At 74.8% G+C, this 23,809-nt stretch carries 22 protein-coding genes; 11 read left to right on the top strand and 11 right to left on the bottom strand.

The window, feature by feature from the left end:
• Nucleotides 1–158 precede the first annotated feature (158 nt).
• From AB0B41_RS35630 to AB0B41_RS35620, 3 genes are all read left to right on the top strand, one after another.
• Nucleotides 159–1,253: a hypothetical protein gene (locus AB0B41_RS35630; protein ID WP_358211303.1), complete on the top strand. Its 1,095-nt coding sequence runs from the start codon at nt 159–161 to the stop codon at nt 1,251–1,253.
• Between the two features lie 92 nt (nt 1,254–1,345).
• Nucleotides 1,346–2,251, top strand: coding sequence for an aldose 1-epimerase family protein (locus AB0B41_RS35625; protein WP_358211305.1), 906 nt, complete (start codon nt 1,346–1,348; stop codon nt 2,249–2,251).
• Nucleotides 2,252–2,301: 50 nt separating this feature from the next.
• Nucleotides 2,302–3,777 (top strand): mannitol dehydrogenase family protein, encoded by a 1,476-nt coding sequence (locus AB0B41_RS35620; RefSeq protein ID WP_358211301.1) that lies wholly within the window; start codon nt 2,302–2,304, stop codon nt 3,775–3,777.
• Here AB0B41_RS35620 and ppgK read toward each other — a convergent pair.
• Together ppgK and pgm are read right to left on the bottom strand one after the other, a co-directional pair.
• Complete coding sequence (gene ppgK, locus AB0B41_RS35615; protein WP_358211299.1) at nt 3,774–4,541, bottom strand: polyphosphate--glucose phosphotransferase; 768 nt, start codon at nt 4,539–4,541, stop codon at nt 3,774–3,776. The two genes, AB0B41_RS35620 and ppgK, sit on opposite strands and share 4 nt — an antisense overlap.
• Nucleotides 4,538–6,169, bottom strand: a complete 1,632-nt coding sequence (gene pgm / locus AB0B41_RS35610; protein WP_358211297.1) for a phosphoglucomutase (alpha-D-glucose-1,6-bisphosphate-dependent) — start codon at nt 6,167–6,169, stop codon at nt 4,538–4,540. Before pgm ends, ppgK begins: the two co-directional genes overlap by 4 nt.
• Before the next feature lie 141 nt (nt 6,170–6,310).
• Here pgm and AB0B41_RS35605 point away from each other — a divergent pair, with 141 nt between their 5' ends.
• A complete protein-coding gene (locus AB0B41_RS35605) occupies nt 6,311–7,192 on the top strand; it encodes an ABC transporter substrate-binding protein (protein WP_358211295.1) in 882 nt (293 codons plus the stop codon).
• A 101-nt stretch (nt 7,193–7,293) separates the two neighbouring features.
• The gene (locus AB0B41_RS35600) at nt 7,294–8,658 is read left to right on the top strand and encodes an MFS transporter (RefSeq protein ID WP_358211293.1); all 1,365 of its coding nucleotides are present in this window, start codon (nt 7,294–7,296) and stop codon (nt 8,656–8,658) included.
• Here the strand turns inward: AB0B41_RS35600 and AB0B41_RS35595 are convergent.
• Nucleotides 8,651–9,760, bottom strand: a complete 1,110-nt coding sequence (locus tag AB0B41_RS35595; protein ID WP_358211291.1) for an AbrB family transcriptional regulator — start codon at nt 9,758–9,760, stop codon at nt 8,651–8,653. The genes AB0B41_RS35600 and AB0B41_RS35595 overlap by 8 nt on opposite strands.
• 68 nt (nt 9,761–9,828) lie before the next feature.
• Between AB0B41_RS35595 and AB0B41_RS35590 the strand changes: the two genes are divergently transcribed.
• Complete coding sequence (locus AB0B41_RS35590) at nt 9,829–11,562, top strand: class I adenylate-forming enzyme family protein (protein ID WP_358211289.1); 1,734 nt, start codon at nt 9,829–9,831, stop codon at nt 11,560–11,562.
• A gap of 9 nt (nt 11,563–11,571) precedes the next feature.
• Here the strand turns inward: AB0B41_RS35590 and AB0B41_RS35585 are convergent, their stop codons facing one another.
• Nucleotides 11,572–12,672, bottom strand: a complete 1,101-nt coding sequence (locus tag AB0B41_RS35585; protein WP_358211287.1) for a hypothetical protein — start codon at nt 12,670–12,672, stop codon at nt 11,572–11,574.
• 79 nt (nt 12,673–12,751) lie between these two features.
• Here AB0B41_RS35585 and AB0B41_RS35580 point away from each other — a divergent pair, with 79 nt between their 5' ends.
• A complete protein-coding gene (locus AB0B41_RS35580) occupies nt 12,752–13,390 on the top strand; it encodes a hypothetical protein (protein ID WP_358211286.1) in 639 nt (212 codons plus the stop codon).
• Nucleotides 13,387–14,457 carry a hypothetical protein gene (locus tag AB0B41_RS35575; RefSeq protein WP_358211284.1) on the top strand — a complete coding sequence of 357 codons (1,071 nt, stop codon included), beginning with the start codon at nt 13,387–13,389 and terminating at the stop codon, nt 14,455–14,457. Before AB0B41_RS35580 ends, AB0B41_RS35575 begins: the two co-directional genes overlap by 4 nt.
• Before the next feature lie 86 nt (nt 14,458–14,543).
• On the opposite strand, the gene AB0B41_RS35570 is transcribed toward AB0B41_RS35575, so the two are convergent.
• The 3 genes from AB0B41_RS35570 to AB0B41_RS35560 form a co-directional block, all read right to left on the bottom strand.
• On the bottom strand, nt 14,544–15,374 hold the full coding sequence (locus tag AB0B41_RS35570) for a family 1 encapsulin nanocompartment shell protein (RefSeq protein WP_358211282.1): 831 nt from the start codon (nt 15,372–15,374) through the stop codon (nt 14,544–14,546).
• Nucleotides 15,375–15,493: 119 nt separating this feature from the next.
• Entirely contained in the window at nt 15,494–16,075 is a 582-nt protein-coding gene (locus AB0B41_RS35565) for a hemerythrin domain-containing protein (protein ID WP_358211280.1), read from the bottom strand.
• 50 nt (nt 16,076–16,125) lie between these two features.
• Complete coding sequence (locus AB0B41_RS35560) at nt 16,126–16,659, bottom strand: YbhB/YbcL family Raf kinase inhibitor-like protein (protein WP_358211278.1); 534 nt, start codon at nt 16,657–16,659, stop codon at nt 16,126–16,128.
• A 42-nt stretch (nt 16,660–16,701) separates the two neighbouring features.
• Here AB0B41_RS35560 and AB0B41_RS35555 point away from each other — a divergent pair, with 42 nt between their 5' ends.
• The gene (locus AB0B41_RS35555; RefSeq protein ID WP_358211276.1) at nt 16,702–18,297 is read left to right on the top strand and encodes a Na+/H+ antiporter; all 1,596 of its coding nucleotides are present in this window, start codon (nt 16,702–16,704) and stop codon (nt 18,295–18,297) included.
• A 15-nt stretch (nt 18,298–18,312) separates the two neighbouring features.
• Here AB0B41_RS35555 and AB0B41_RS35550 read toward each other — a convergent pair whose 3' ends face one another.
• Nucleotides 18,313–18,675 (bottom strand): VOC family protein, encoded by a 363-nt coding sequence (locus tag AB0B41_RS35550; protein ID WP_051737253.1) that lies wholly within the window; start codon nt 18,673–18,675, stop codon nt 18,313–18,315.
• Between the two features lie 17 nt (nt 18,676–18,692).
• Nucleotides 18,693–19,454, bottom strand: coding sequence for a 3-oxoacyl-ACP reductase family protein (locus AB0B41_RS35545; RefSeq protein WP_358211273.1), 762 nt, complete (start codon nt 19,452–19,454; stop codon nt 18,693–18,695).
• A gap of 168 nt (nt 19,455–19,622) precedes the next feature.
• On the opposite strand from AB0B41_RS35545, the gene fabG reads away from it, so the two are divergent.
• The gene (fabG, locus tag AB0B41_RS35540; protein ID WP_358211271.1) at nt 19,623–20,384 is read left to right on the top strand and encodes a 3-oxoacyl-ACP reductase FabG; all 762 of its coding nucleotides are present in this window, start codon (nt 19,623–19,625) and stop codon (nt 20,382–20,384) included.
• 1 nt (nt 20,385) lies between these two features.
• Nucleotides 20,386–21,198, top strand: a complete 813-nt coding sequence (locus AB0B41_RS35535; protein ID WP_358211269.1) for a PaaI family thioesterase — start codon at nt 20,386–20,388, stop codon at nt 21,196–21,198.
• Nucleotides 21,199–21,242: 44 nt separating this feature from the next.
• Here the strand turns inward: AB0B41_RS35535 and AB0B41_RS35530 are convergent, their stop codons facing one another.
• Nucleotides 21,243–22,595 (bottom strand): hypothetical protein, encoded by a 1,353-nt coding sequence (locus tag AB0B41_RS35530; RefSeq protein WP_358211267.1) that lies wholly within the window; start codon nt 22,593–22,595, stop codon nt 21,243–21,245.
• A gap of 13 nt (nt 22,596–22,608) precedes the next feature.
• The coding region (gene cydC / locus AB0B41_RS35525) for a thiol reductant ABC exporter subunit CydC (protein WP_358211265.1) at nt 22,609–23,809 on the bottom strand (1,201 nt) is incomplete at its 5' end.

Genomic DNA, 23,809 nt, shown 5'->3' with positions numbered 1-23,809 from the left:
GCCGACCTGCTTGACGTCCGCCGAGGCGTGGCGCAGGCCCTCGAGCAGCCGGCGGCCCTGGACGGCGGCGTTCTCGACCAGGCCCTCCTCCTGACGGCCGGGCGCTCGCCGCGGAGGCGAAGCGGCTCGCGGCGCGCGTCTCGGCCCACGAGAAGGCCGTGACCGGCCTCGCCGAACGGCACCTCGGCCGGGCCCTGCCCCCGGCCGTCGCCCTGCCGGAGCTGGTCGACCGGGTCCGGCAGGCCGCCGAGGCCGCGGTGTCGGCCCGGCACGTCGACGCCGGCGTCGAGCAGGCCGAGGCGGAGGCACGCCGCGTCCGGCGGGAGGCGTCGGCGGCCCGGCAGCGGCTCGACCGGCTGGCCGTGGAGCTGTGGCTCACCGCGGCGCCCGAGGAGGGTGGCCTCGACGCCGCGGCCGAACGGGGCCGCGAGGCCGTCCGGATCCGGGAGGAGGAGGCCACGGCGCTGGCCCTGCTGCGCACCGCGGCCCCCGATCTCGACGCCGACGAGCTGGTCGCGGCCTCCGAGACCGTCGAGGAGAGCGCCCTCGCGGACGAGCTGGACCGCGCCCACGCGGCCGCCGCGGAGCTCGCGCGCGAGCACGAGGAGCTGCTGGAGCAGCTCGGCGGGCTGCGTGACCGCCGCCGCGTGCTCGAGGGCGCCGACGGTGCCGCCGTGCTGCACGCCGAGGCGCAGGGGCATCTGGCCCGGGCCGCGGAGGCCGCCGAGCGGTACGTGATCGTGCACCTTCAGCGCGAGACCCTGCGCCGCGAGCTGGAGAGCTACGAGCGCCGGCACTCCTCCCCGCTGCTCGACGAGGCGGGCCGGCTGCTCGAACGGCTCACCGGCGGGCGCTTCGCCGGGCTGCGGCCGGCGGGCGGCGAGGCCCGCACGCTCGTCGCCGCCCGGGCGGACGGCGAGGAGCTCGCGCCGGACCAGCTCTCCGAGGGCACGGCGGACCAGGTCTTCCTCGCCCTTCGGCTCGCCGGGATCCGCCAGCTGCAGGCCGAGCGCCGGGCCGCCGGCCTGCCGGCCGTCCCGGTCGTGCTCGACGACGTCCTCATGACCTTCGACGACGCCCGCGCCGCCGCCGCCCTCGCCGTCCTCGGCGAGCTGGCCGCGGACTGGCAGGTGCTGCTGTTCACCCACCACGAGCATCTGGCCGGGCTGGCCCGGCGCGCAGCCGACGACGTGACGGTGATCGACCTCGGGCCGCCCGCCGCGGTCGCGCTCCCGCTCGCCCACCCCGCCTGACCCCGCGCACACACCAGGCGGCCGCGGCGAGAGCGGATCCGCGCGTGCCGGGGTCCGCGATCCACCCCCGACCCGGCAGGATGGCGTCCGTGATGGATCCGAGCGGCGAGCACTTCACGATCGCGTCCGGCGAGGCGCGGGCGGCGGTGAACGAGGTCGGGGCGGGCCTGCGCTCCTTCTCCGTGGCCGGCGTCGACCACACCGAGCCCCAGCCGGAGGGCGTCCGCCCGCCGCGCGGGTCGGGGTCGCTGCTGGCGCCCTGGCCCAACCGGGTCGCGGGCGGCCGCTGGACCTGGCAGGGGAAGGCACAGCAGCTCGCCCTCACCGAGCCGGACGCCGGGAACGCGATCCACGGCCTCCTCCGGTACGCGTTCTGGCGCCCCACGGAGCGCACGGACGCCGCGATCACGCTCGAGGCCGTCGCGCCGCCGCAGAACGGCTGGCCGCAGCCGGTCCGCGTCGCGGTCACCTACGCCGTCGACGAGCAGGGCCTCACCGTCACCACCACGGCCACCAACCTCGGGTCGGACGACGTCCCGTTCGGCCTGGGATTCCACCCGTACCTGCGCGTCGGCGACACCCCGACGGACGACTGCACCCTCACCCTCGCCGCCCGCGCCGCGCTCCCGCTCGCCGACCAGCTGCCCAGCGGCCCGCTCGAACCGCTCGCCGCCGACGCGCCGGTGCGCGCGGGCACGCTCCTGAAGGGCGTCGACCTCGACTCCGCGTTCGGCGACTGCGCCCCCGCGGACGGCGACGACCTCGTCCGGCACCGCCTCGTCGCACCGGACGGGCGGGGCACCGAGCTCTGGGCCGAGCCGGTGTTCCGCTGGGTGCAGGTCTTCACGCCGCCGGACATGCCCGGGCACGGCCGCGGCGTCGCCGTCGAGCCGATGACCTGCCCGCCCGACGCGCTGAACTCCGGCACCGACCTCGCCGTGCTGGCTCCCGGCGAGGAGTGGACGGCCCGCTGGGGAGTCCGGCCGGTCACGCCCTGAGCGGCTAGGGTTCGTCCCGGGTCACCGACGACGCGGACGAGGGGACACGGATGCACACTCTGGCCGGGGGCAGGTTGCCGGAGATCGACGGGGTGGAGGTCCCGGGCTACGACCGGTCCGCGGTCACCGTGGGCATCGTCCACTTCGGCGTCGGCGGGTTCCACCGAGCGCACCAGGCGATGTACGTCGACGCCCTGATGAACCAGGGCGAGGCGCTCGACTGGGGCATCTGCGGGGTCGGCGTGCTGCCGGGGGACCGGCGCATGCAGGAGGTGCTCACCGGGCAGGAGGGCCTGTACACGCTCGTCGTCAAGCAGCCGGACGGCTCGCTCGCCCCGCGCGTGATCGGCTCGGTCGTCGAGTACCTGTTCGCCCCGGACTCGCCGGAGGCCGTGGTCGAGAAGATGGCCGCGGAGAGCACCCGGATCGTCTCGCTGACGATCACCGAGGGCGGCTACAACATCGACCAGGTCACCGGCGAGTTCGCCGAGGACACCCCGGAGATTCGCGCCGACCTGCAGCCGGGCGCCGAGCCCACCACGGTGTTCGGCCTGGTCACCGAGGCGCTGGCCCGCCGCCGGGAGCGCGGGCTGCCCGCCTTCACGATCATGAGCTGCGACAACATCCAGGGCAACGGCGACACCGCCGCCCGGACCTTCGCCGCGTTCGCCCGGCTGAAGGACCCGGAGCTCGGCGATTGGGTCGAGAAGAACGTCGGCTTCCCGAACTCCATGGTCGATCGCATCACCCCGGCGACGAGCGCCGAGGACACGAAGCGCCTCGCGGACGAGTTCGGTCTGACGGACGGCTGGCCGGTGGTGTGCGAGCCGTTCACGCAGTGGGTGCTCGAGGACCACTTCTCGGCGGGCCGCCCGCCGTTCGAGGACGTCGGGGTGCAGCTCGTCGAGGACGTCGTGCCCTACGAGCTGATGAAGCTGCGCCTGCTCAACGCCAGCCACCAGGCGCTGGGCTACTTCGGCTTCCTCTCGGGCTACACGTACGTGCACGAGGTCGCGGGCGACCCGCTGTTCGCGCGGTTCCTGCGCGCCTACATGGACCGCGAGGGCACACCGACGCTGTCCGAGGTGCCCGGCGTGGACCTCGACGCGTACAAGACCACCCTGATCGAGCGGTTCGCCAACCCCGGGGTCGCCGACACCCTGGCGCGGATCAACTTCGGCAGCTCGGACCGCATCTCGCTGTGGGTGCTCCCGGTGATCCGCCACCAGCTGGAGCACGGCGGCGAGATCGAGCGCGCGACCGCGGTCGTGGCCAGCTGGGCGCGCTACGCCGAGGGCGTCGACGAGAAGGGCTCGCCGATCGACGTCCAGGACCGCCTCGCCGACACCCTGGTTCCGCTGGCCCGCACCCAGCGCGAGAACCCGGAGGCGTTCATCCGCAACACCGCCGTGTTCGGCGACCTCGCGGACGACGACCGCTTCCGCGAGGCCTACCTCCGGGCCCTCGACTCCCTGCACCGCGACGGCGCCCGCGCCACGGTGGAGGCGCTGGTCGAGCGAGGTTAGAGCTCCTCGTTCGCCAGCAGCGCCGCCCCGATGATCCCGGCCTCGTTGAGCAGCTCGGCCGGGACGATCGGGGTGCGCGTCTCCACATAGGGCTGCCAGCGCGCGAACTTCTTGCTCACCCCGCCCCCGACCACGATCAGGTCCGGCCAGAGCAGGTTCTCGACGTGCTGGAAGTAGCGGGTCAGCCGCGCGCCCCAGTCCTCCCAGGACAGGTCCTCCCGCTCCCGGGCGGAGTCCGCGGCGCGCGTCTCGGCGTCGTGCCCGTCGAGCTCGAGGTGGCCGAGCTCGGTGTTGGGCACCAGCCGGCCGCCGATCACCAGCGCCGAGCCGATGCCGGTGCCCAGGGTGGACACGAGCACGGTCCCCTTGTGTCCCCTGGCCGCGCCGAACTCGACCTCGGCGACCCCGGCGGCGTCGGCGTCGTTGACCAGCAGCGCCTTGCGGCCGGTCTTGCCGCGCAGCAGGTCCTGGGCGTTGGAGCCGATCCAGCTCGGGTCGACGTTGGCCGCGGTCTGCGTGACCCCGTGCTGCACGACGGCCGGGAACGTGCAGCCGAAGGGCCCGTCCCACTCGAAGTGGTCGAGGATCTGCCCGACGACCTCGGCGACCGCCTCCGGGGTCGACGGCTGCGGCGTCGGGATGCGGAGCCGCTCGTCGGCGAGCTTGCCCTTGTCGAGGTCGACCGGCGCGCCCTTGATCCCGGACCCGCCGATGTCGATGCCCAGCCCGACGTGGTGGCCGTGGTGCTTCTTCTTCTTGCTCATCCGCCCAGCGCTCCCGTCACGACCTGCTGAGCCTCCTCCTGGATCCGGGCCAGGTGCTCCGGACCGCGGAAGCTCTCCGCGTAGACCTTGTAGACGTCCTCGGTGCCGGAGGGCCGGGCGGCGAACCACCCGTTCTCCGTCACGACCTTGAGCCCTCCGAGCGGCTCGGAGTTGCCCGGCGCGGTGGTGAGCCGCGCCGTGATCGGCTCGCCCGCCAGCTCCGTCGCGGAGACGTCGTCGGCGGACAGCTTGCCCAGCTTGGCCTTGTCCTCGCGGGAGCAGGCCACGTCGGTGCGCGCGTAGGCGGGGTCACCGAAGCGGGAGGTCAGCTCGGCGTACCGCTGCGACGGCGTCCGTCCGGTCACCGCGGTGATCTCGCCGGCCAGGAGGCACATGATGATGCCGTCCTTGTCGGTCGACCACGGACGGCCGTCCGTGCGCAGGAACGACGCCCCGGCGCTCTCCTCGCCGCCGAAGGCGATGCTGCCGTCCTGCAGGCCCGGCACGAACCACTTGAACCCGACGGGCACCTCGAGGAGCTCCCGGCCGAGGTCCGCGGCCACCCGGTCGATCATCGACGAGCTCACCGCCGTCTTGCCGACGGCCGCGCCGCCGGGCCAGCCGGACCGGTGCGCGTAGAGGTAGCCGATGGCGACGGCGAGGTAGTGGTTCGGGTTCATCAGCCCCGCGTCGCGGGTGACGATGCCGTGCCGGTCGGAGTCGGCGTCGTTGCCGGTGGCGATGGTGAACTCGTCCTTGCGGCCGACCAGGGACGCCATCGCGTACGGCGACGAGCAGTCCATCCGGATCTTGCCGTCCCAGTCCAGGGTCATGAAGCCGAAGGTCGGGTCGACGTCGGGGTTCACCACCGTGAGGTCCAGCTTGTACCGGTCGGCGATCGCCCCCCAGTAGTGCACCGCGGCGCCGCCGAGCGGGTCGGCGGCCAGCACCACGCCCGCGCTGCGGATCGCGTCGAGGTCGACGACGGACTCGAGGTCGCTCACATAGGCGTCGAGGAAGTCGTAGGTCCCGCGCTCGGCCCGGTCGAGGGGCACCCGCTGCACGCCCTGCAGCCTCGCCTCGAGCAGCTCGTTCGCGCGGCGGGCGATCCACCCGGTGGCCGCGGTACCGGCCGGGCCGCCGTCCGGCGGGTTGTACTTGAAGCCGCCGTCCGAGGGCGGGTTGTGCGACGGCGTGACCACGACCCCGTCGGCCAGCCCCGTGTCCCGGCCCTCGTTGTAGGTCAGGATCGCGTGCGACACGGCCGGGGTCGGCGTCCAGCCGTCCCGGGAGTCGACGAGCACCTGCACGCCGTTGGCCGCGAACACCTCGACCGCGGTCACCCAGGCCGGGTCGGACAACGCGTGCGTGTCCTTGCCGAGGAACAGCGGCCCGTCCGTGCCCTGCTGCGCCCGGTACTCGCAGATCGCCTGGCTGGTCGCCGCGATGTGGTCGTCGTTGAACGTGGCCGAGAAGGCCGACCCGCGGTGCCCGGAGGTGCCGAACGCGACCCGCTGCTCCGCGACCGAGGGGTCGGGGTGCCGGTCGGCGTACGCGGCCAGCAGGGCCGGCACGTCGACGAGGTCCTCGGGGCGGGCCGGGGTGCCGGCCCGCGGGTGGATGGCCATGTCGTCCTCCGCTTCCGTGCGGCGCCGGGCGGTGGCCGGCGCGGGTGCCGCCTGTAGCCTGCCGCATCCGCGCCGCCCGGTCATCCGGACGCGTCCGCAGGAGGACTCTCCGCCGGGGCCGCCGGGGTTACCCTCCGCCGCATGCGGATCGCCTCCCTGCTGCCCGCCGCCACGGAGATCGTCGGGGCGCTGGGCCTCGGCGGCGCGCTCGTGGCCCGCACCTTCGAGTGCGGCCTCCCGCCCGGCGCGCCCGAGCGCGTGCCGGTGGTGGTCGACACCGCGATCCCTCCGGGGCTGGAGCCGAAGGAGATCGACACCTGGGTCGCGGACCGCGCCGCCGCCGGGCTGCCGATGTACGAGCTCGACCGCGCCGCGCTCGCGGCCGCCCGCCCGGACCTGATCCTCACCCAGGACCTCTGCCGGGTCTGCGCGCTGCCGTCCGGGTCGGTCGAGGAGGCGCTGGCGGAGATCGGCACCGACGCCGCCGTGGTCTCCGTCGACCCGCACACGCTCGACGAGGTGCTGGCGGCGATCCTCGCGGTCGCCCGCGCCGCGGACGCACCCGAGGCCGGGGAACCCCTGGTCGGCGACCTGCGGGGGCGGCTGGCGGCCGTCGCGGAGGCCGTCGCCGGCCGGCCGGCCCCGCGGGTCCTGATGCTGGAGTGGACCGACCCGCCGTACGTCCCTGGCCACTGGGTCCCCGACCTCGTCCGGCGGGCCGGCGGGGAGCCGCTCGCCGCGATCGCGGGCGGCCGGAGCGTGGCCGCGCCGTGGGCCGAGCTCGCGGCGCTGGAGCCGGAGGTCGCCGTCGTCGCCCCGTGCGGGTTCGGGCTCGCCGAGGCCGAACGCCAGGCCGGGGCGGTAGCCGCGCAGCTGCCCGGGATCCCGCTCGTGGCGATCGACTCGGCCGCGTACGTGGTGCAGGCCGGGCCCGGGATCGTCGACGGCGTGGAGGCGCTGGCCTGGGCGCTGCACCCCGACACCGTGCCCGCCCCGCCGCCCGGGCGGATCAGCCGGCGCTGACGACCTCCGCCCCGGCGAGCCGGACCAACCCGGCGAAGCGGGCGGCCCGGAGTGCGGAAGGTCCGGGGCGACCCGACGATGCCGGGGGGAGGTGAGGGTCGATGACGACCTCGGCGGGCACGACCGTGGCGGCGATCCACGCCCGGCTGGACCGGCTGCCGGTGACCCGACGGCACCGGTTCGCGCTGGTGGCGGTCGGGATCGGGATCTTCTTCGATCTGTACGAGGTGTTCCTCGCGGGCACGCTCGCGACGGTCCTGGGCAAGGAGTTCGGGGTCACCGGCACCGCGCAGAAGCTGGTGCTCGCGTCGGTGTTCGTCGGCGCCTTCGTCGGGGCGATCACGCTGACCCGGCTCGCCGACCGCGTGGGCCGGCGCCGCGCCTTCTTCCTCACCCTCGGCATCTACTCGCTGTTCTCGGTGCTGGGCGCCTTCAGCCCGAACGTCGAGATGCTGATCGTGTGCCGGTTCCTCGCCGGCATCGGGATCGGTGCCGAGCTGCCGCTGTGCGACGCCTACCTCTCCGACCTGCTGCCCGCGGGCGTCCGGGGCCGGATGATCGCCTGGGCGTACACCGTCGGCTTCTGCGGCGTGCCGGTCGCAGGCCTGCTCGCCCGCGTGATCACCCCGCACAGCTTCCTCGGGCTCGAGGGCTGGCGCTGGATGTTCGTGATCGGCGGGCTCGGCGCACTGCTCTGCTGGCTCATGCGTCGTGGGCTGCCCGAGTCCCCGCGCTGGCTGGCGTCGGTGGGCCGCAACGAGGAGGCCGACGCCGTGGTCCGCGTCTTCGAGGACGCGGCGCGGGCCGAGCACGGCACGCTCGACGAGCCGGAACCCGGGCCGGAGGCCGCGCCGGCGAAGCGCGAGCCGGTCCGCGCGCTGTTCCGGAAGCCCTGGCGGCGGCGCACCGTGATGCTGTGGATCTTCCAGCTCTTCCAGACCTTCGGCTACTACGGCTTCGGCACGCTCGTCCCGCTGGTGCTGGCGGCCAAGGGCTACGACGTCGTCCAGGGGCTGACCTTCACCGCGCTCAGCTTCCTCGGCTACCCGATCGGCTCGGCGCTCTCGATCCCGCTGATGGAGCGGGTGCAGCGCAAGACGCTGATCGTCGGCGCCGCGATCGGCATGATCGTCCTCGGGCTCGGCTTCGGCTACGCGGAGAACCCGGTGCTGATCGTGGTGCTCGGGTTCGCCTACACCGTGGTCAGCAACCTGTTCTCCAACGGCTTCCACGTCTACTCGGGCGAGCTCTACCCGACGACGCTGCGCGCCACCGGCGCCGGCAGCGCCTACTCGCTGTCCCGGCTGGCCACCGCGGTGATGCCGTTCGTGCTGGTCCCGCTGCTCGACTCGGCGGGCCCCACGGCGGTGTTCGCCGCGATCGCGGTCGCGATGGTGATCGTGGCCGTCGACGTGGCCGTGCTCGGCCCGCGCACCACGGGCCGGAGCCTGGCCGACCTCAACTAGCCGTGTCCCGCCCGCTGCCCCAGCGCCGGCCCACGAGCCGGGCCAGGAACGGCGCGACCAGCAGCATGAAGATCACCCGGAGCACCTGCACGGCCACGACGAAGGTCACGTCCCCGCCCGACGAGATCGCGGTGGCCAGCACGGCGTAGATGCCGCCGGGGGTGGTGGCCAGGTAGCCGTCGAGGGGGGTCGCGCCCGTCGCGGCGGACAGGACGAGGCCGAGCCCGGCGCACGCGGCGACGATCACGAGGATCAGGGCCGTGGCCAGCGGGAGGATCCGCAGGACCGTGCGCAGCGCGGGGCGGGTGAAGCGCAGCCCGGCCTGCCAGCCGATCACGGCGTAGGCGAGGTCGACGAGCAGCGTGGGCGGCGAGGCGTCGAAGGTCAGGCCGGACAGGCTGAGCGCCAGGGCGATCACCATCGGCCCCAGCAGGGCGCCCGCCGGCACGTGCAGCCGGTTCGCCACCGGGACCCCGACCAGCGCGCACACCGCGACGAGCGCCACCCCGAGGTACCAGGGCCCCGCGGCCGGCCCCGGGCCGCCGCCGACGCCGACGTGCCCGGCGCCGAACACCGCCGTCGCCACGATCGGCATCGTCGCCGTGACCATCCCGACGCGCAGGTACTGGATCACCGAGACGATCCGCTCGTCGCCGCCCAGCTCGCGGGTCACGGCCACGAGGCCCGAGGCGCCGCCCGCGGTCAGCGCGAGCATCCCGGTCAGCGGCGAGACGCCGCGCTGGACGCCCAGCAACAGGCCGGCGGCCATGCTCACCGCGAGAGTCCCCAGGCTGACCAGCAGGACGGGCAGCCAGTCGGCGGCCACCGCGGACAGCGTGTCCGGCCGCGCGAGCACCCCGATGACGACGCCGATCACCGCCTGGGCCGCCGACGTCGCGGGGCGGGCGACGCGGGCCGGCCCGATCCCGATCAGGGCGAGGACCGTGGCGACCGCGAGGCCGGCGAAGAGCGCGGGGGAGGGGACGCCCAGAGCCTGCAGCAGGACGGTCAGGACGACCGTGAGCGCGACCAGCACCGCCCACCGGGCCCACGCGGGGAAGGGCCGGGTCCCGCGTGCGCTCCCGGTCCCGTCCTCCGCCACCCCCCGACCCTGTCACGGCGCAACGAGCCGTCGCGCGACGGGGGAGGCGAGTGGCAGAGTGATCTCCGATGCATGCCACGGACAGCGAGGACCAGGCAGAGGCGGTGGAACCGGGCATCCCCGCGGACGACACCCCGCTCGGGCGGGAGCTCGCCCGGATGACCGCACCCGGCGCGGAGTACGCCCTCCGGGAGGAGGTCGTCGGCGGGATACCGATGCGGGTCTACGCCCGCGGCCCGCACACGCTCGCGGAGATGATCGCCGACACCGCCGCCTTCGGCGACCGGGCCTACTGGGTCTACGCCGACGAGCACCTCGACTACGCCACGCACCTGCGCCTCGTGCACGGCCTGGCCGCCGCCCTGCTCGGCGAGTACGGCCTGGAGCCCGGCGACCGCGTCGCGATCGCGATGCGGAACTACCCCGAGTGGGGCGTCGTGTTCTGGGCGGCGCAGCTCGCCGGGCTCGTCGCCGTCCCGCTCAACGCCTGGTGGACCGGTCCCGAGCTGGTCTGGGCGGTCGGTGACTCCGGCGCCCGGGTCGTCGTCGCCGACGGCGAGCGGGCCGCCCTGCTGACCGGGCACGGCGGCATCGGGAGCGACGTGCCGCTGGTCCGGGCGCGCGGCGAGGGTCCGTTCGCGGGGCGCGAGTGGGCCGACCTGGTCGCGGCGCTGGACCCGGACGCCGGGCCGCCGCCGGTCACGGTCCGGCCGGACGACCCGTCGACGATCCTCTACACCTCGGGCACCACCGGGCGTCCCAAGGGCGCGGTGCACACCCACCGCAACCACGTGACCAACGCGCTGAACGTGCTGCTCACGGCCCGGGCCAACACGGCCGCGTCGCCGAGGTCGAGCCGGCCCGCGCCGCCGCAGACCGGCACCCTGCTGACCTACCCGCTCTTCCACATCGCCGGGCTCAACGGCCTGTACGGGCAGGTGATCATCGGGGGCAAGGTCGCCACGATGTACCGCTGGGACCGCGAGGAGGCGCGGCGGCTGGTGCGCGAGGAGCGGCTGACCGGCGGCGCCGGCGTCCCCACCACGATGCGCGAGCTCGCCGAGATCGCCATCGCGCACCCGGACGAGCTGGCGTCGCTGTCGCGCATCGGGATGGGCGGGGCGCCGATCCCCGGCGAGCTGGTCCAGCGCATCGCCACCGAGCTCGGGCCGCTGTCCGCCAACGGGTATGGGCTCACCGAGACCACCTCGGCGGTCTGCGCCAACATCGGCGCGGACTACGTGGCGCACCCGGACAGCGTCGGACGCCCGGCGCCCGGCGCCGACGTGCGGATCGTCGACCCGAAGACGCTCGCCGACGTGCCGGAGGGCGAGATCGGCGAGCTCTGGTTCCGCGGGCCCAACGTCGTCGGCGGGTACTGGCGGAACGAGGAGGCGACCGCCGCCGCGTTCGTGGACGGTTGGTTCCGCACCGGTGATCTGGGGTTCCTGCGTGCGGGCTGGGTGTACGTCGTCGACCGGCTCAAGGACGTGGTGCTGCGCGGCGGGGAGAACGTCTACAGCGCCCAGGTCGAGGCCGCCCTGCACGAGGTGCCGTGGGTCGACGAGGTCGCGATCTTCGGCGTCCCGCACCCGTCGCTGGGGGAGGAGGTGGCCGCCGCCGTCCGCACGACGCCCGGGTCCCCGCACGACGACGCCGCCGCCGACGCCCTCCGCGCCCACGTCACCGCCCGGGTCGCCGGCTTCGCCGCCCCGGCCCACGTGTTCTGGTGGACCGGGCCCCTGCCCCGCACCGCCACCGGCAAGCTGCTGAAACGGGAGCTGCGCGAGCGGTCGGGCTAGGCCTGGCCGTCACTCCTCGAGGTCGGCGAGCCGTTCCTCGGCGCGGGTGAGGGCGGTCGCGGTGTCGCGGGCGGCGCGGCTCGCCTCCCGCTCGGCCCGGGCGGCGTCCTTGACCGTGGCCGCGGCGGCGGTGCGGGCCTCCCGCGCCCGCTCCAGCTCGGCGGTGAGCTCCTCGACGCGGGCGGTGGCGTCGTCGCGCTCGGACTCGGCGTCGCGAAGGGCGGCCGCGGCGTCCTCCTGGGCGTCGGCGGCGGCGTCGGCGGCGCGACGGGCCTCGTCGACGGCCTCCCGGGCCTCGGCGCGTTCCCGTTCCCGCTGCTCGCGTTCCTCCTGCTCGCGGCGCTCCCGCTCGGCGCGCTCCGCGGCGTCGACACCCTCGTCGACGTCGACATCGGCACCCGCCTCGGTGTCGGTGTCCTCCGCGGGACGCTCGCGGGCGGGTCGCCGCGCCGGACGGGTGGCGGGCCGGCGGCGCCGGGCACCCTCCCCGTCCCGCTCGCGGGGCTTCCGCGGGCCGGTGCCGACCGTGGTCTCGCCGCCGAACCCGAAGCCCGACCAGCTCACCGTGCGGGTCAGTCGCCCCGACCGCACCTCGTCGGCCACGTCCTCGTCCGCCAGGGCCGCCTCGAGGATGCCGCGCAGGTCCTTCTCGACGGACTCGGTGACCCGGTGCCCCTCCTCCGCGGCCAGCCGCCGCGCCTCCCGGGCCATCGCCCCGACCAGCTTCGAGCGCTGTGCGGAGAGGTGGCGCAGCTGGGCGCCGTCGAGCGTCCGCTGTGCGGAGGAGAGCTCCTCGGCCAGGTCGAGCAGGGCGTCGAGCTGCTCGCCACGCTCGCGGGCGAGCAGATTGGCCAACCAGGCCGCCTGCGTGGGCCGCCGGAGCCGCCCGATCGCCTTGGCCGCCTCCTTGTCGCCGGCCTGCCTGGCCTCGGCGACCAGCTCGTCCCGCACGAGGACGAAGTCGTCCGGGGCCACGCCGTAGAGCTCGTCGGCGGCGGCCTCGACCCGGTCCTCGGTGTCCATGGGCTCGCTGGACCCGTCGTCGGGCCCCGCCGCGGGGCGTCCGGCGGAGCCCTCGTCGGCGTCCGGAGCAGAGCGGTTCATGCTCACTCGATTCAGTGTGGCCGCGGTCACAGATCAATTCGGCACTCACGGATTGTGACAGGTCGCCAGTGGGCACTCGACATCCATGAGCAGCACCGCAGTCATCGTAGTGATCGTCGTGGTGGTGATCGCGCTGCTGGCGCTCGCCGCGTTCGCGTGGTCGATGAACGGGCGCCGCAGGAGCCGACGGCTGAAGGAGCGTTTCGGCCCCGAGTACGACCGCCACCTGTCGGAGACGAACGACCCGGCCGAGACCGAGCGGGTCCTGGCGGAGCGCGAGAAGCGCCACCGCGGGCTCCAGCTGCGCACCCTCGACGACCGCGAGCGCGAGACGTTCGAGCGTCGCTGGACGGTGGTCCAGGCGGAGTTCGTCGACGACCCGGACCACGCCGTGGACCGAGCCGACGCGCTGGTGGACGAGCTGATGTCCGCCCGCGGCTACCCGGTCGACGACTTCGAGCAGCGGGCGGCGGACGTCTCCGTCGAACACCCCGTGGTGGTGCAGCGCTACCGCGAGGCGCGCCGGATCGCCCAGGCGAACCGGGAGCACCGCGCCGACACCGAGGAGCTGCGCGGCGCCGTGACCTCGTACCGCGAGCTGGTCCAGGCCCTGCTGGGCGGCGACCGGCACCAGGACGGGCAGCACGAGGGTCAGCACGACGGCCGGCACGGCGGCGATCCCGCCGGCCCCCACGACGACCGCCGGAAGGAGACGAGCGCATGAGCGAGCACGTGGGCCCCGAGCGACGCGCCGACGAGACACGAGGTGAGCGGCTGATGGACAAGCTCGACCCCCGGACCGCCGACGGCAGCGGCCACGCCGACGACCGCCACGACGACCGCAGCTTCCTCGACAAGGTGCTGGGCCGGGAGCCCGGTGAGCAGGGCCACGAGGGCCGGGGCACGGCCCAGGAGGACCGCGAGGACCGCGGCGGCGTAGGTACCCGCGAGCGCGGCTACGACACCGGCGAGGGCGCCCTTCCGCCGACGCGTGGGCACGACGAGCACCTGCCGCAGGACCGCGGCCGCGGCGACCTGGGCCCGGGCGACGATCCCGACGACGGCCTCCGCGGTCGCGACGCCGGGGGCACCGGGCACCGCGACGTCCGCAGCGACGAGGGCGCACGCACGGTCGACCTGCGCAGCGGCGCCACCGACACCGCCACCGACACCCCGGGCGACACGGGCCACGACCGGAGCCGGGACATGGGCGGGGCGATGGGCGGGGACATGCGCCACGACCCGGGCCGGGACAGGGGTGGCGACATGGGTCGGGACATGGGTGGCGACAGGGGCCGGGACATGGGTGGCGACAGGGGTGGCGACACCCGTGGGGGACACGACACCGCCGTGCACGGTTCCGGCGTCCCGGACGAGCGCATGCCCGGCGACGAGGGCGGCAGCGGCCTGCGCGACGCCGGTCACGACCAGCATCTCGACCGGCAGCACGACTCCCGGGGTGAGGGCGGCCGTTCCCGCGCGGAGTCCATGAGCTCGCCCACCCAGGAGACCGACTCCTCCGGCCACGCGACCCTGGTTCCGCAGGACCGCTCCGCCGAGTACCTGCGCCGCTGGGAGACGCTGAAGGCCGGCTTCGTCGACGAGCCCCGCGGCGCCGTCCGCGACGCCAACGTCCTGGTCGGCGAGGTGCTCGACGAGCTGGAGGCGCTGTTCAAGCGGCAGCGCAGCGAGCTGGAGCGCGACCTGAAGAACGAGTCCGCCTCCACCGAGGACCTCCGGCTGGCCCTGGGCCGCTACCGGAGCTTCTTCGACCGTCTGCTCACCATCTGACAGGCGCCGCACCACCACGCAGGAGGGGCCGCGGATCGGGACCGCGGCCCCTCCGGCGTTCTCCGGCAGTCGGAGTGTCAGCTGCCTCAGAGGGTCAGCGCGAACGCCGCGTCGGGCTCGACCACCTGGAAGGTGAAGCTCTCCTCGATGTAGAGGCTCACCGAGTCCGCGTCGTGGTGGGAGTAGCCGATGGCGAGGTCCTGCCCGACGTCGAGCGCGAAGTCCCCGCCCCGCTCGCTCACCAGGATCGCGCCGTCGACCCCGACCGCCCAGATCACCGAGCCGCCCAGGATCCGCTTGAGGTGGTCGAAGAGCAGGTACCCGCCGTGCTCCGTGCTCTCGACGATCTTCGTGTACAGGTCCGGCCCGACCGCCAGCGAGTACGGCCCGCCGATGCCGTTGCGGCGCAGCGTGTCCACCCCGCGCGCCACCACGCCCGGCCAACGGAGGCAGTCCTCGCCCAGGGACAGCGAGTCGTACGGCGCCACCTGGGCGATGCCCTCGACGAGCGCGACCGGCCAGCCGTGGAACACCGCGCGGTTCTCGATCTCGGCCGCAACCCGCGCCGCCCGGTCGAGGTCCTCGAACTCGGGGTCGGGGGCGCCGCGCTGGATGTCGTCGATCTCCGCGCGGGAGACCGTGAACGGCACGCGGACCTCGGCGAGCGGGAGCACCCGGCGGACGCGGGCGCTCACCCCGGCGCTGCCCTCGACCCCCGGCGGCGGTCCGGCCAGCCCGGTCGTGCGGCCCAGGCTGCGCGCGGAGTGCTGCCAGCCGCCGCTGCCGACGAAGTCGACCACCTTGCGCGCGGCGAGCAGCGGCGTGAGCCGCTCGCGGGCCTCGTCGTCGATCGCCTTCCAGGCCTCGGTGGGGATGGGCGCGTTCGCCCTGAGCAGGTGGTCGGAGGGTGCGGTCACGGGTGCTCCTAGCGTGGTGGGGAGGGCCTGGTGGGGAGGGCCTGGTGGGGAGGGCCTGGTGGGGAGGGCGTGGTGGGGAGGCGTGGTGGGGAGGGCGTGGTGGCCCGGCGCGGACGGGGTCAGCGGCCGCGGAGCCCGCCGATGCCGAGCGAGACGTCGCCGGAGAAGTCCGACGGCGGGTGGATCTCGCGCTCGATGGCCTCCACGTACTCCTCGGGGTCCTTGTCGGTGATCTCGATGCCGCGCCCGCCCGGGTGCCGCTCCTTGAACTCGGTGAACTGCCGGCCGAGGGACTCGCGCAGTCCCGACGGGGCGTTGAGCCGGAAGTCGGGGAGGCCCTCGTTCTCCTCCTCGCCCATGTGCTCGTCGTTGGCCTCGCGGGCGTTGTCCACCCCGGTCCACCAGCCTTCGCTGCCGACCGGGTTGCGGTCCGCCTCGCGCACGCCGTCGCGGATGTCGTTGTGGTCGCCGATGGCGTCGAGCGTCTCCTCCTGCGGGTCGTTCTCGCCCTTCCGCAGCAGCTGCGGGTAGAAGATCCGCTCCTCGGCCTCCGCGTGGACGTCGAGCAGGTCGGCGAGCGGGCGCCAGACCGCACGGAGCGCGGTCGGCTCGGCACCCTCGGCGCGCAGGTCGTCGAGCTCCGCGAACCGGCGACGGAACCACTCGTGGTCGTCGAGAATGAGCTGAGTGATGTCGGGCACGGCCGGACCGTACTGCCGAACGGCCCTGCCGCGCCCGTCCTGATGCCGGCTCAGCCGGTGTTCTCGTGCGTCGCGGTGAGGGTCGCGCGCGCGATCGCGTGGCTGAACAGGTTGAACCCGAGGAAGGCCGGGGTGGCGCCGTCGGGCAGGCCGAGGCTCTCCACGTCGACCGCGTGCACCACGAAGATGTAGCGGTGCGGGCCGTGCCCGGGCGGCGGGGCGGCACCGACGAAGCGCTTCATCCCGGCGTCGTTGGCCAGCACCACGGCGCCCTCGGGCAGCGACGACGAGTCCTCGTCGCCCGCGCCCGCGGGCAGCTCGGTGACCGAGGCCGGGATGTCGGCGACGGCCCAGTGCCAGAAGCCCGACGCCGTCGGCGCGTCCGGGTCGTAGCAGGTCACGGCGAACGACTTCGTCCCCTCGGGGAAGCCGCTCCACGACAGGTGCGGCGAACGGTCCTCGCCGCCCGCGCCCATGAGGCCCGACAGGTGCGGCGTGGCGAGGGTGCCGCCGTGGGTGACGTCGTCGCTGGTCACCGTGAACGTGGGGAGCTCCGGGAGCTCGCTGTAGGGGTCGTGGCTCATGGCCACCGATCATGGCACCGATCGGGCTGGGAAGCTTCCCCGGTGGAGAACCTGCTGCTCATCGTGGGCCTGATGCTCGGCGCGGTGGTGCTGGTGGGGGTCGGGGACCGGCTGCGGATCCCGTGGCCCGCGCTGATGGTGGTGCTCGGCGCCCTCGTCGCGCTCACGCCCGGCCTGCCGGACTCCTTCGAGCTGGACCCGGACCTGATCCTGCCGCTGTTCCTGCCGCCCCTGCTGTTCGCGACGGCACAGCGCACCTCCTGGTCGTTGTTCCGGGCCCGCTGGCGGTCCATCGCGCTGCTCGCGATCGCGCTGGTGGTGGTCACGATCGTGGTGGTGAGCGGGCTGGCGGTGCTGCTCGTCCCGGGGATCACGCTGACCGCCGCGGTGGCCCTCGGCGCGATGGTCGCGCCGCCGGACCCGGTGGCCGTGGAGGCCGTGGCCGGGCCCGTGCGGATCCCGCGCCGGCTGCTCGCGGTGCTGCAGAGCGAGGGCCTGTTCAACGACGCCACCGCGCTCGTCGTGTTCCAGGCCGCGGTGCTGGCCACGGTGCAGGGTGACGAGCTGTCCCTCGGCGGGCTCGCGCTGTCCTTCCTGCTCGGTGCGGCCGCGGCCGTGCTCATCGGGCTGGCCGTCGCCTGGCTGGCGCGGATGGTCCTGGCCCGGGTCACCGACACCATCGGCCGGAGCGCGCTGACCCTCGTCCTGCCGTTCGCGGTCTACCTCGCCGCGGAGGAGGTGCACGCGTCGGGCGTGGTGGCCGTGGTGGTGGTCGCACTGCAGCTGCGGCGGTTGGGCGACGCCGACGAGGCCGCCGAGCGCCTGGTCCAGCGCTCGTTCTGGGACGTCGTCGAGCTGCTGGTCACCGGCGTCGCGTTCGGCCTGATCGGGCTGGACCTGCGTGGGGTCGTCGAGGAGGCGGGCGCGGACCTGCCGCGGATGGTGGGCCACGCGGCGCTGATCTGTCTCGTCGTGGTCGGGGTCCGGGTGCTGTGGATGACGGTCGCCTGGCTGACCGTCCGCCGCTCGGCCGACGCCTCCGCCGCACCCCGCACCGGCCGGGAGGCCGTGGTGCTGGCCTGGTGCGGCATGCGCGGGCTCGCGACCCTCGCCCTGGCGCTCTCGCTGCCCACGGTCATCGCGTCGGGAGCACCGTTCCCGGCCCGCGCCGAGATCACGGTGATCGCCGTCGGGGTGCTCCTGGTGACCCTGCTGCTTCCCGGGTTCACCCTGCCCACGCTGGTCAAGGCCCTGGGCGTGGCCGAGCGGGCCGACGCCGAGGAGCGCGCCGAGAAGATCGTGACGCGGCGGGCCCAGCGGGCCGCGCTGAACCGGATGGCGACACGGATCGGCGAGGCCGACCGGTCCGGTCAGCTGCCGGAGGAGGTCGAGGCCGCGATCCGGCAGCGGATGAGCCGCCTCGACGCCGTGCTCTCCGGCGAGTCGCTGTCCGAGGACGAGCGCCAGCGGCTCCGCGCGATCCGCGACCGCCGGGACGTGCTGCAGTCCATCGAGGCCGACGCGCTGTCCGCCGCCCGCGCCGAGGTGCTCGCGGCGCGCCGCGAGCCGGGCATCGACCCGGAGGCGGCCGACCGGGTGCTGCGTCGGCTCGACCTCCGGACCGTGCTGCTGGACTGACCCGGTGCGCCCGGCCTACTGCGGCCCGTACACGACCACGGTGTTGCCCCACGGGTCCCGGGCCACGGCCCGGACCTCGTGCGGCCCCTGCTCGGGCTCCCGGACCACGGACCCGCCGCCCTGCACGAGGGCGGCGAGCGCCGCGGCCACGTCCGGGACCTTGAACGACGCCGCCGGCACCCCGCCGGTGACGTCCTCGGCCGGGCCGGCCAGGGCCAGCGTCGTGCCGCCGGCGTCGAGGGCGGCGTAGCGGTCGCCGTCGACGAACTTCGTGGCCAGGCCGAAGGTGTCGGCGTAGAAGCGCACGGCGGCGTCGACGTCGGCCACGGGGTGCAGGACGTTGCCGATCTTCACCGGCGTCTTCGCGGGATCACTCACCCCCCGACCGTAGCCCGTCAGGTGATCGTGATGCCGCCGTCGATCGCGATCGTCTGCCCGGTGACGTACCCGCCGGCCGCGCTCGCGAGGAAGACCAGCGCGGCGGCCAGCTCCTCCGGGTCGCCCTTCCGGCCCAGCGGGACCCGCTCCATCATCGACTCCAGGTAGCCGGGCCTGTACTGGTCGGTCATCTCGGACTCGAAGAAGCCCGGGGCCAGCGCGTTGACCCGGATGCCCTTGCGCCCGCCCCACTGCTGGGCGAGGTCGCGGGTGAGCCCGATCAGGCCGGCCTTGCTGGCCGCGTACGCCGCCTGCGGCAGGTTCGCGGTGGTGATGCCGAGGATGCTGGAGATGTTCACGATGCTGCTGCCCGGCTGCATGACCCGCCCGCAGGCCTGCGCCATCCAGTAGCAGCCGTTCAGGTTCACGTCGATGACCTGCGTGAACTCCTCGACGCTCTCCCGGGTCGCGGGCACGGCGGTGCCGATGCCGGCGTTGTTGACCAGGACGTCGACCCGGCCGAACTCCGCCATCGCGGTGTCGACCAGGTTCTGGCAGTCCGGCTGCCGGGCGACGTCCGTGGTCACCGCCAGAGCCCGGCGGTCGAGCTCCTCGACCATCTTCCGCGTGCCGTCGAGGCGGTCGGCCCGGCGCGCGCCCAGCACGACGTCGGCACCCGCCTCCGCCAGCGCCTTCGCGAACGCGACGCCGAGCCCCGACGACGCGCCCGTCACGATGGCCACCCTGCCCTCGAGCGAGAACCGCTGCAGTACCGTCATGCGCCGGACCTTAATGCAGTCGCACCACGTCAGGGACGACCGGAGACGTGGCGCGGGCGACAGCGGCTTGCGCCGTGCGGGGAGCCCGGTGCGAGGATCGGAACGAAACGATCGGTCGTTCGCGGCCGGCGTCGGAGCGCAGTCGAGCGAAGTCGAAGGAGACCGAACATGGCGGAGTCCCAGCAGCGCGTCGCGATCGTCACGGGAGCGGCGCGAGGGATCGGTGCGGCCACCGCACAGCGCCTGGCGCAGGACGGGTTCAAGGTCGCGGTGATCGACCTCGAGGAGGCGGCCGCGAAGACCACCGTCGACGCCATCGTCTCCGCGGGCGGCACGGCGATCGCCGTGGGTGCCGACGTGTCCGACGCCGCGGCGGTCGAGGCGGCGGTGGCGCGGGTCGCCGAGGAGCTCGGCGCGCCGACCGTCCTGATCAACAACGCCGGCATCACCCGGGACAACCTGCTGTTCAAGATGACCGAGACCGACTGGGACTCGGTGATGGGCGTGCACCTCAAGGGCTCGTTCCTCATGGCCAAGGCCGTGCAGAAGCACATGGTCGACGCCGGCTGGGGCCGCATCGTCAACCTGTCGTCGACCTCGGCGCTGGGCAACCGCGGCCAGGCCAACTACTCCACCGCGAAGGCCGGCCTGCAGGGCTTCACCAAGACCCTCGCGATCGAGCTGGGCAAGTTCGGCGTCACGGTCAACTGCATCGCCCCCGGGTTCATCGCCAGCGAGATGACCAAGGCCACCGCCGAGCGCCTCGGCGTGGACTGGGAGGAGTTCAAGGCGGCCCGCGCCAAGGAGATCCCGGTGCAGCGCCCCGGCGCGGTCGAGGACATCGCGCAGACCGTGTCGTTCTTCGTCGACGAGCGGTCGAGCTTCGTCTCCGGCCAGGTCCTCTACGTCGCCGGCGGCCCGAAGGCCTGACGTGACGGCCGATCCGACGGTGGCGCCCGTCCTGCTGACGGCGCCCCTCGGCCCGGACCGCCTGGTCGGGATGGGCCCGATCGAGGTCGACGACTCGGGCCTGGTCCGCGCGAGCATGCCCACCGCCCGGTGGATGGTCGGCCCCGACGGCCGGCCCTCCGCCGGGGCGCTGGGCGTGCTGCTCGACGCCGTGCTGGGGCAGGCGATGCTCCTGCCCCGGCCGGTCGACGGGTGGGCGGTCACCACGGAGCTGGCCGCCGACCTCGTCGCGCCCGTCCCGCTCGACGGGTCCCCCGTGACCGTCGAGGCCCGGGCGGTCGCGGCCGACGCGGAGGGCTCGCTCTCGCAGGGCCGGGTGCTGGCCGCGGACGGCACGCTGCTCGGCGTCGCGACCGAGTGGGGCAAGTTCACCCCCGGGGTGCCGGACGTCGACGCTGTGGTCCCGGAGGTCCGGGTCCCGGAGGCGGGCTCGGTCGTGGGGCTGCTGGGCGGGGAGGTCTCCGGCGACCCCGTGACGCTGTCGGTGCCGGGCGTGGCGGCGCTGGCCAACGAGCTGGACACGGTCCACGGCGGGATCATGCTGACCGCCTCGGAGGTGGCGGCGGCGGCCGCGCTGCCCGGCCCGCCGGACCGGCCGCTGGTCACGGGTTCCATGCGGATCTGCTACCTGCGGCCCTCGCCGGTCGCGGGCACCACGCAGTTCCGCACCCGGGTGGTGCACGCGGGCCGTTCCTTCGGAGTGGTCGAGGTGGAGGCGTGGGGGCCGACCGGCAAGCTGGCCACCACGGCCACCGTCACCCGCCGGGTGCGCTGATCCCGCTCGTCTCGCTGCTCTCGCCGGCGGCCGCCGGCGGGGGATCACGGCGTGGGGGCGTTGCGGAGCCCGATCGCGTAGGGGGCCAGCGGCTCCTGCCCGGCGACCGGCACCTCGTCGTCGGAGACGTTCACGACCAGCGCGGAGCCGTCGGGCGCCCGGAAGGCGATCAGCGGCGAGTCCTGCGCGGTCCCGAGCTCCACCTCGCCCTGCGCGAGCCGCGGGACGAGCCACTCCCATGCCTGCGTCAGCGGCGTGGGCCGACCCCCGCCGGCCTCGGTGGCATCCGTCCAGAGTGCGGAGTAGGGCAGCGAGCTGCCCTGCGGGCCCCACAACAGCGCGACCGACACCCCGGACCGGGCGAACGCGGCCACGGAGGCGAGCGTCGACGCGGCGCTGCCCTGGCCGTCCGCAGCGCCGGTCATGCCGTCGGGCACCTCGGAGTAGAACTCGGTCCACCAGATCGGCAGCGTGGTCCTGCTGCGCAGGAACCGGGTGACGTCGGAGAACTTGACCGCGGCGTCGTCGAGCCGGCCGCTGATCGTGCCGTCGCGCTGCGCGGTCCCGCCGTCCACGGCCAGGAAGTCGGCGCCGACCTTGTTCGTGTCCCAGTACTCGAGCGCGTCGAGGATCCGCTGGTCGATCGCGCCCCAGCTGCCCTTGAGCGTGTCGGAGGCGTTCGGGTCGCCCGTCGGCAGGCTGATCATGACCGGGTACGGGCCGCCGACCTGCACGTCCGGGCGCACGGCCTTCACCGCGGTGTACACGGCGTTGTAGAGCGCGGTGTAGCCCTCGTAGTCCCAGCGGTTCTTCGTCATGTCGAAGAAGCCCTTGAGCTCGTTCCACACCACGACCCGCTCGATCTGCGGGTAGCGCTGCACCGTCTGCGCGACCAGGTCGGCGTAGGCCTGGAAGTCCTGGGGCAGCGGGGCGACCTCGAGCCGCGTCCAGTCGGTCTGCCCGGCGACGCCGCCCTTCATCCAGTCCGGCGCGCAGCAGGCGGTGAGGACCGTGCGGGCCCCGGTGCGCTCCACCAGGTCCATGCGCTCGTCCAGCGTCGACCAGTCGAACTGCCCCGGGGCCGGCTCCGGGCTGAGCGTGCCGAAGCCCATGAGGTGCACGTTCTGCCACACCGCGGAGTCCTTCAGGATCGCCTCGCCGCGGGCGTTGGACTCGGCCGGGTCGTGGTCGTCGAGGCTGTCCTGGGTGTGCGTCACCCCGAGGTCGAGCGGAGCGCCCTGGGGCGCCCAGTCCCAGCCCTCCCCGAGGTCGAGCCCCGCGGCGGACCGGTCGGTGGCCGCACCGGTCGCGGGCGGGGTGGTGGACGAGCAGCCGGCCAGGGCGAGCAGGCCGGCCGCGAGGGCGGCGAGGACGGGGAGGGTTCGGCGGGAACGCACGGCCCGGAGAGTGTCAGCGCCCGGCTGTGGAGCGGCTGAGAGGGGCCCGGCCGGCGCGCGCGAGCCAGCCCTCGGCGGCCAGCAGCTCGGCGGGGGTCCCGTGCTCGGCCACCCGCCCCTCCCGGACGACGTACACGTGGTCCATCCGCTCCAGCCCGGCGAGATCGTGGGTGATCAGCAGCGTGGCGCGGCCGGCGGCGGCGTCGAGCAGGTCGTCGAGGACGGCGTCGCGGGTGCCGGGGTCGAGGTGCGCGGTCGGCTCGTCGAGCACGAGGAGCGCGGGACCGGTGAGCAGCGCGCGGGCCAGCGCGAGCCGCTGCCGCATGCCGCCGGAGAGCCGGCTGCCGCGGATCCCGACGGGCTCGTCGAGGTCCAGGTCGAGGCGCACGCGGGCGAGGACGGCCCACAGCTCGTCGTCGGTCGCCGCCGGGCGGGCCAGGCGCAGGTTCTCCCGCACGGTGCTGTCGAAGACGTGCGGGTCCTGCGGCACCCCGCTCACCGCGGCGCGCACGGCGTCGGGGGAGCGGTCGAGCAGGTCCGCGTCGCCCAGCCGCACCGAGCCGCCCTCGGCGTCCTGGAAGCGGAAGAGGATCGCGGCGAGCGTGCTCTTGCCCGCCCCGCTCGGCCCGACGACGGCGACGTGCGACCCCGCCGGGACGTCGAGGTCCAGGTCGTCGAGCACCAGCGGACCGTCGTAGCGGGCAGCGAGGTCCCGGATCCGCAGGTCGGCGGGGTCGGCGGGCACCGGCTCGTCCGACGCGGGCCGGACCTGCGGCGGGGTGTCGAGCACCCCGAACAGCCGCTCGCCGCTCGCGCGGACCGCGCCGAGCCGGGCGGCCGCCGCGGGCAGCGGCGCCACGATCTCGAAGGCGGCCAGCGCGGTGAGCACGAGCACGGCCAGCGGGATCGGGTCGAGCCGGCCCGCCGAGACCGCCGCGACCCCGAGGAGCAGCGAGCCCCACAGGGTGAGGCCGGCCAGCAGCGCGGTGGCCCCGGCGCCGAGTCCGAGCAGGCGGGCGTCGCGCCGGGCGGTGCGGGTGAGGTCGGCGTCGGCCGCCTCGACCCGCGCGACGGCCCGGTCCATCGCCCCGTAGGCGACGAGGTCGGGGGCGCCCTGCAGGGCGTCGACCAACGCGGTCGAGAGCTCGGCGCGGGCCGCGGCGACCCGGCGGCCGGGTAGATCGGCAGAGCGTCGGGAAAGGAAAGAGAGTCGT

The organism is Pseudonocardia sp. NPDC049154 (assembly GCF_040648315.1).
Taxonomy (GTDB): Bacteria; Actinomycetota; Actinomycetes; order Mycobacteriales; family Pseudonocardiaceae; genus Pseudonocardia.
Note: the sequence above shows the minus strand (reverse complement) of the source record. Positions and strands in the feature narration are given on the sequence as shown.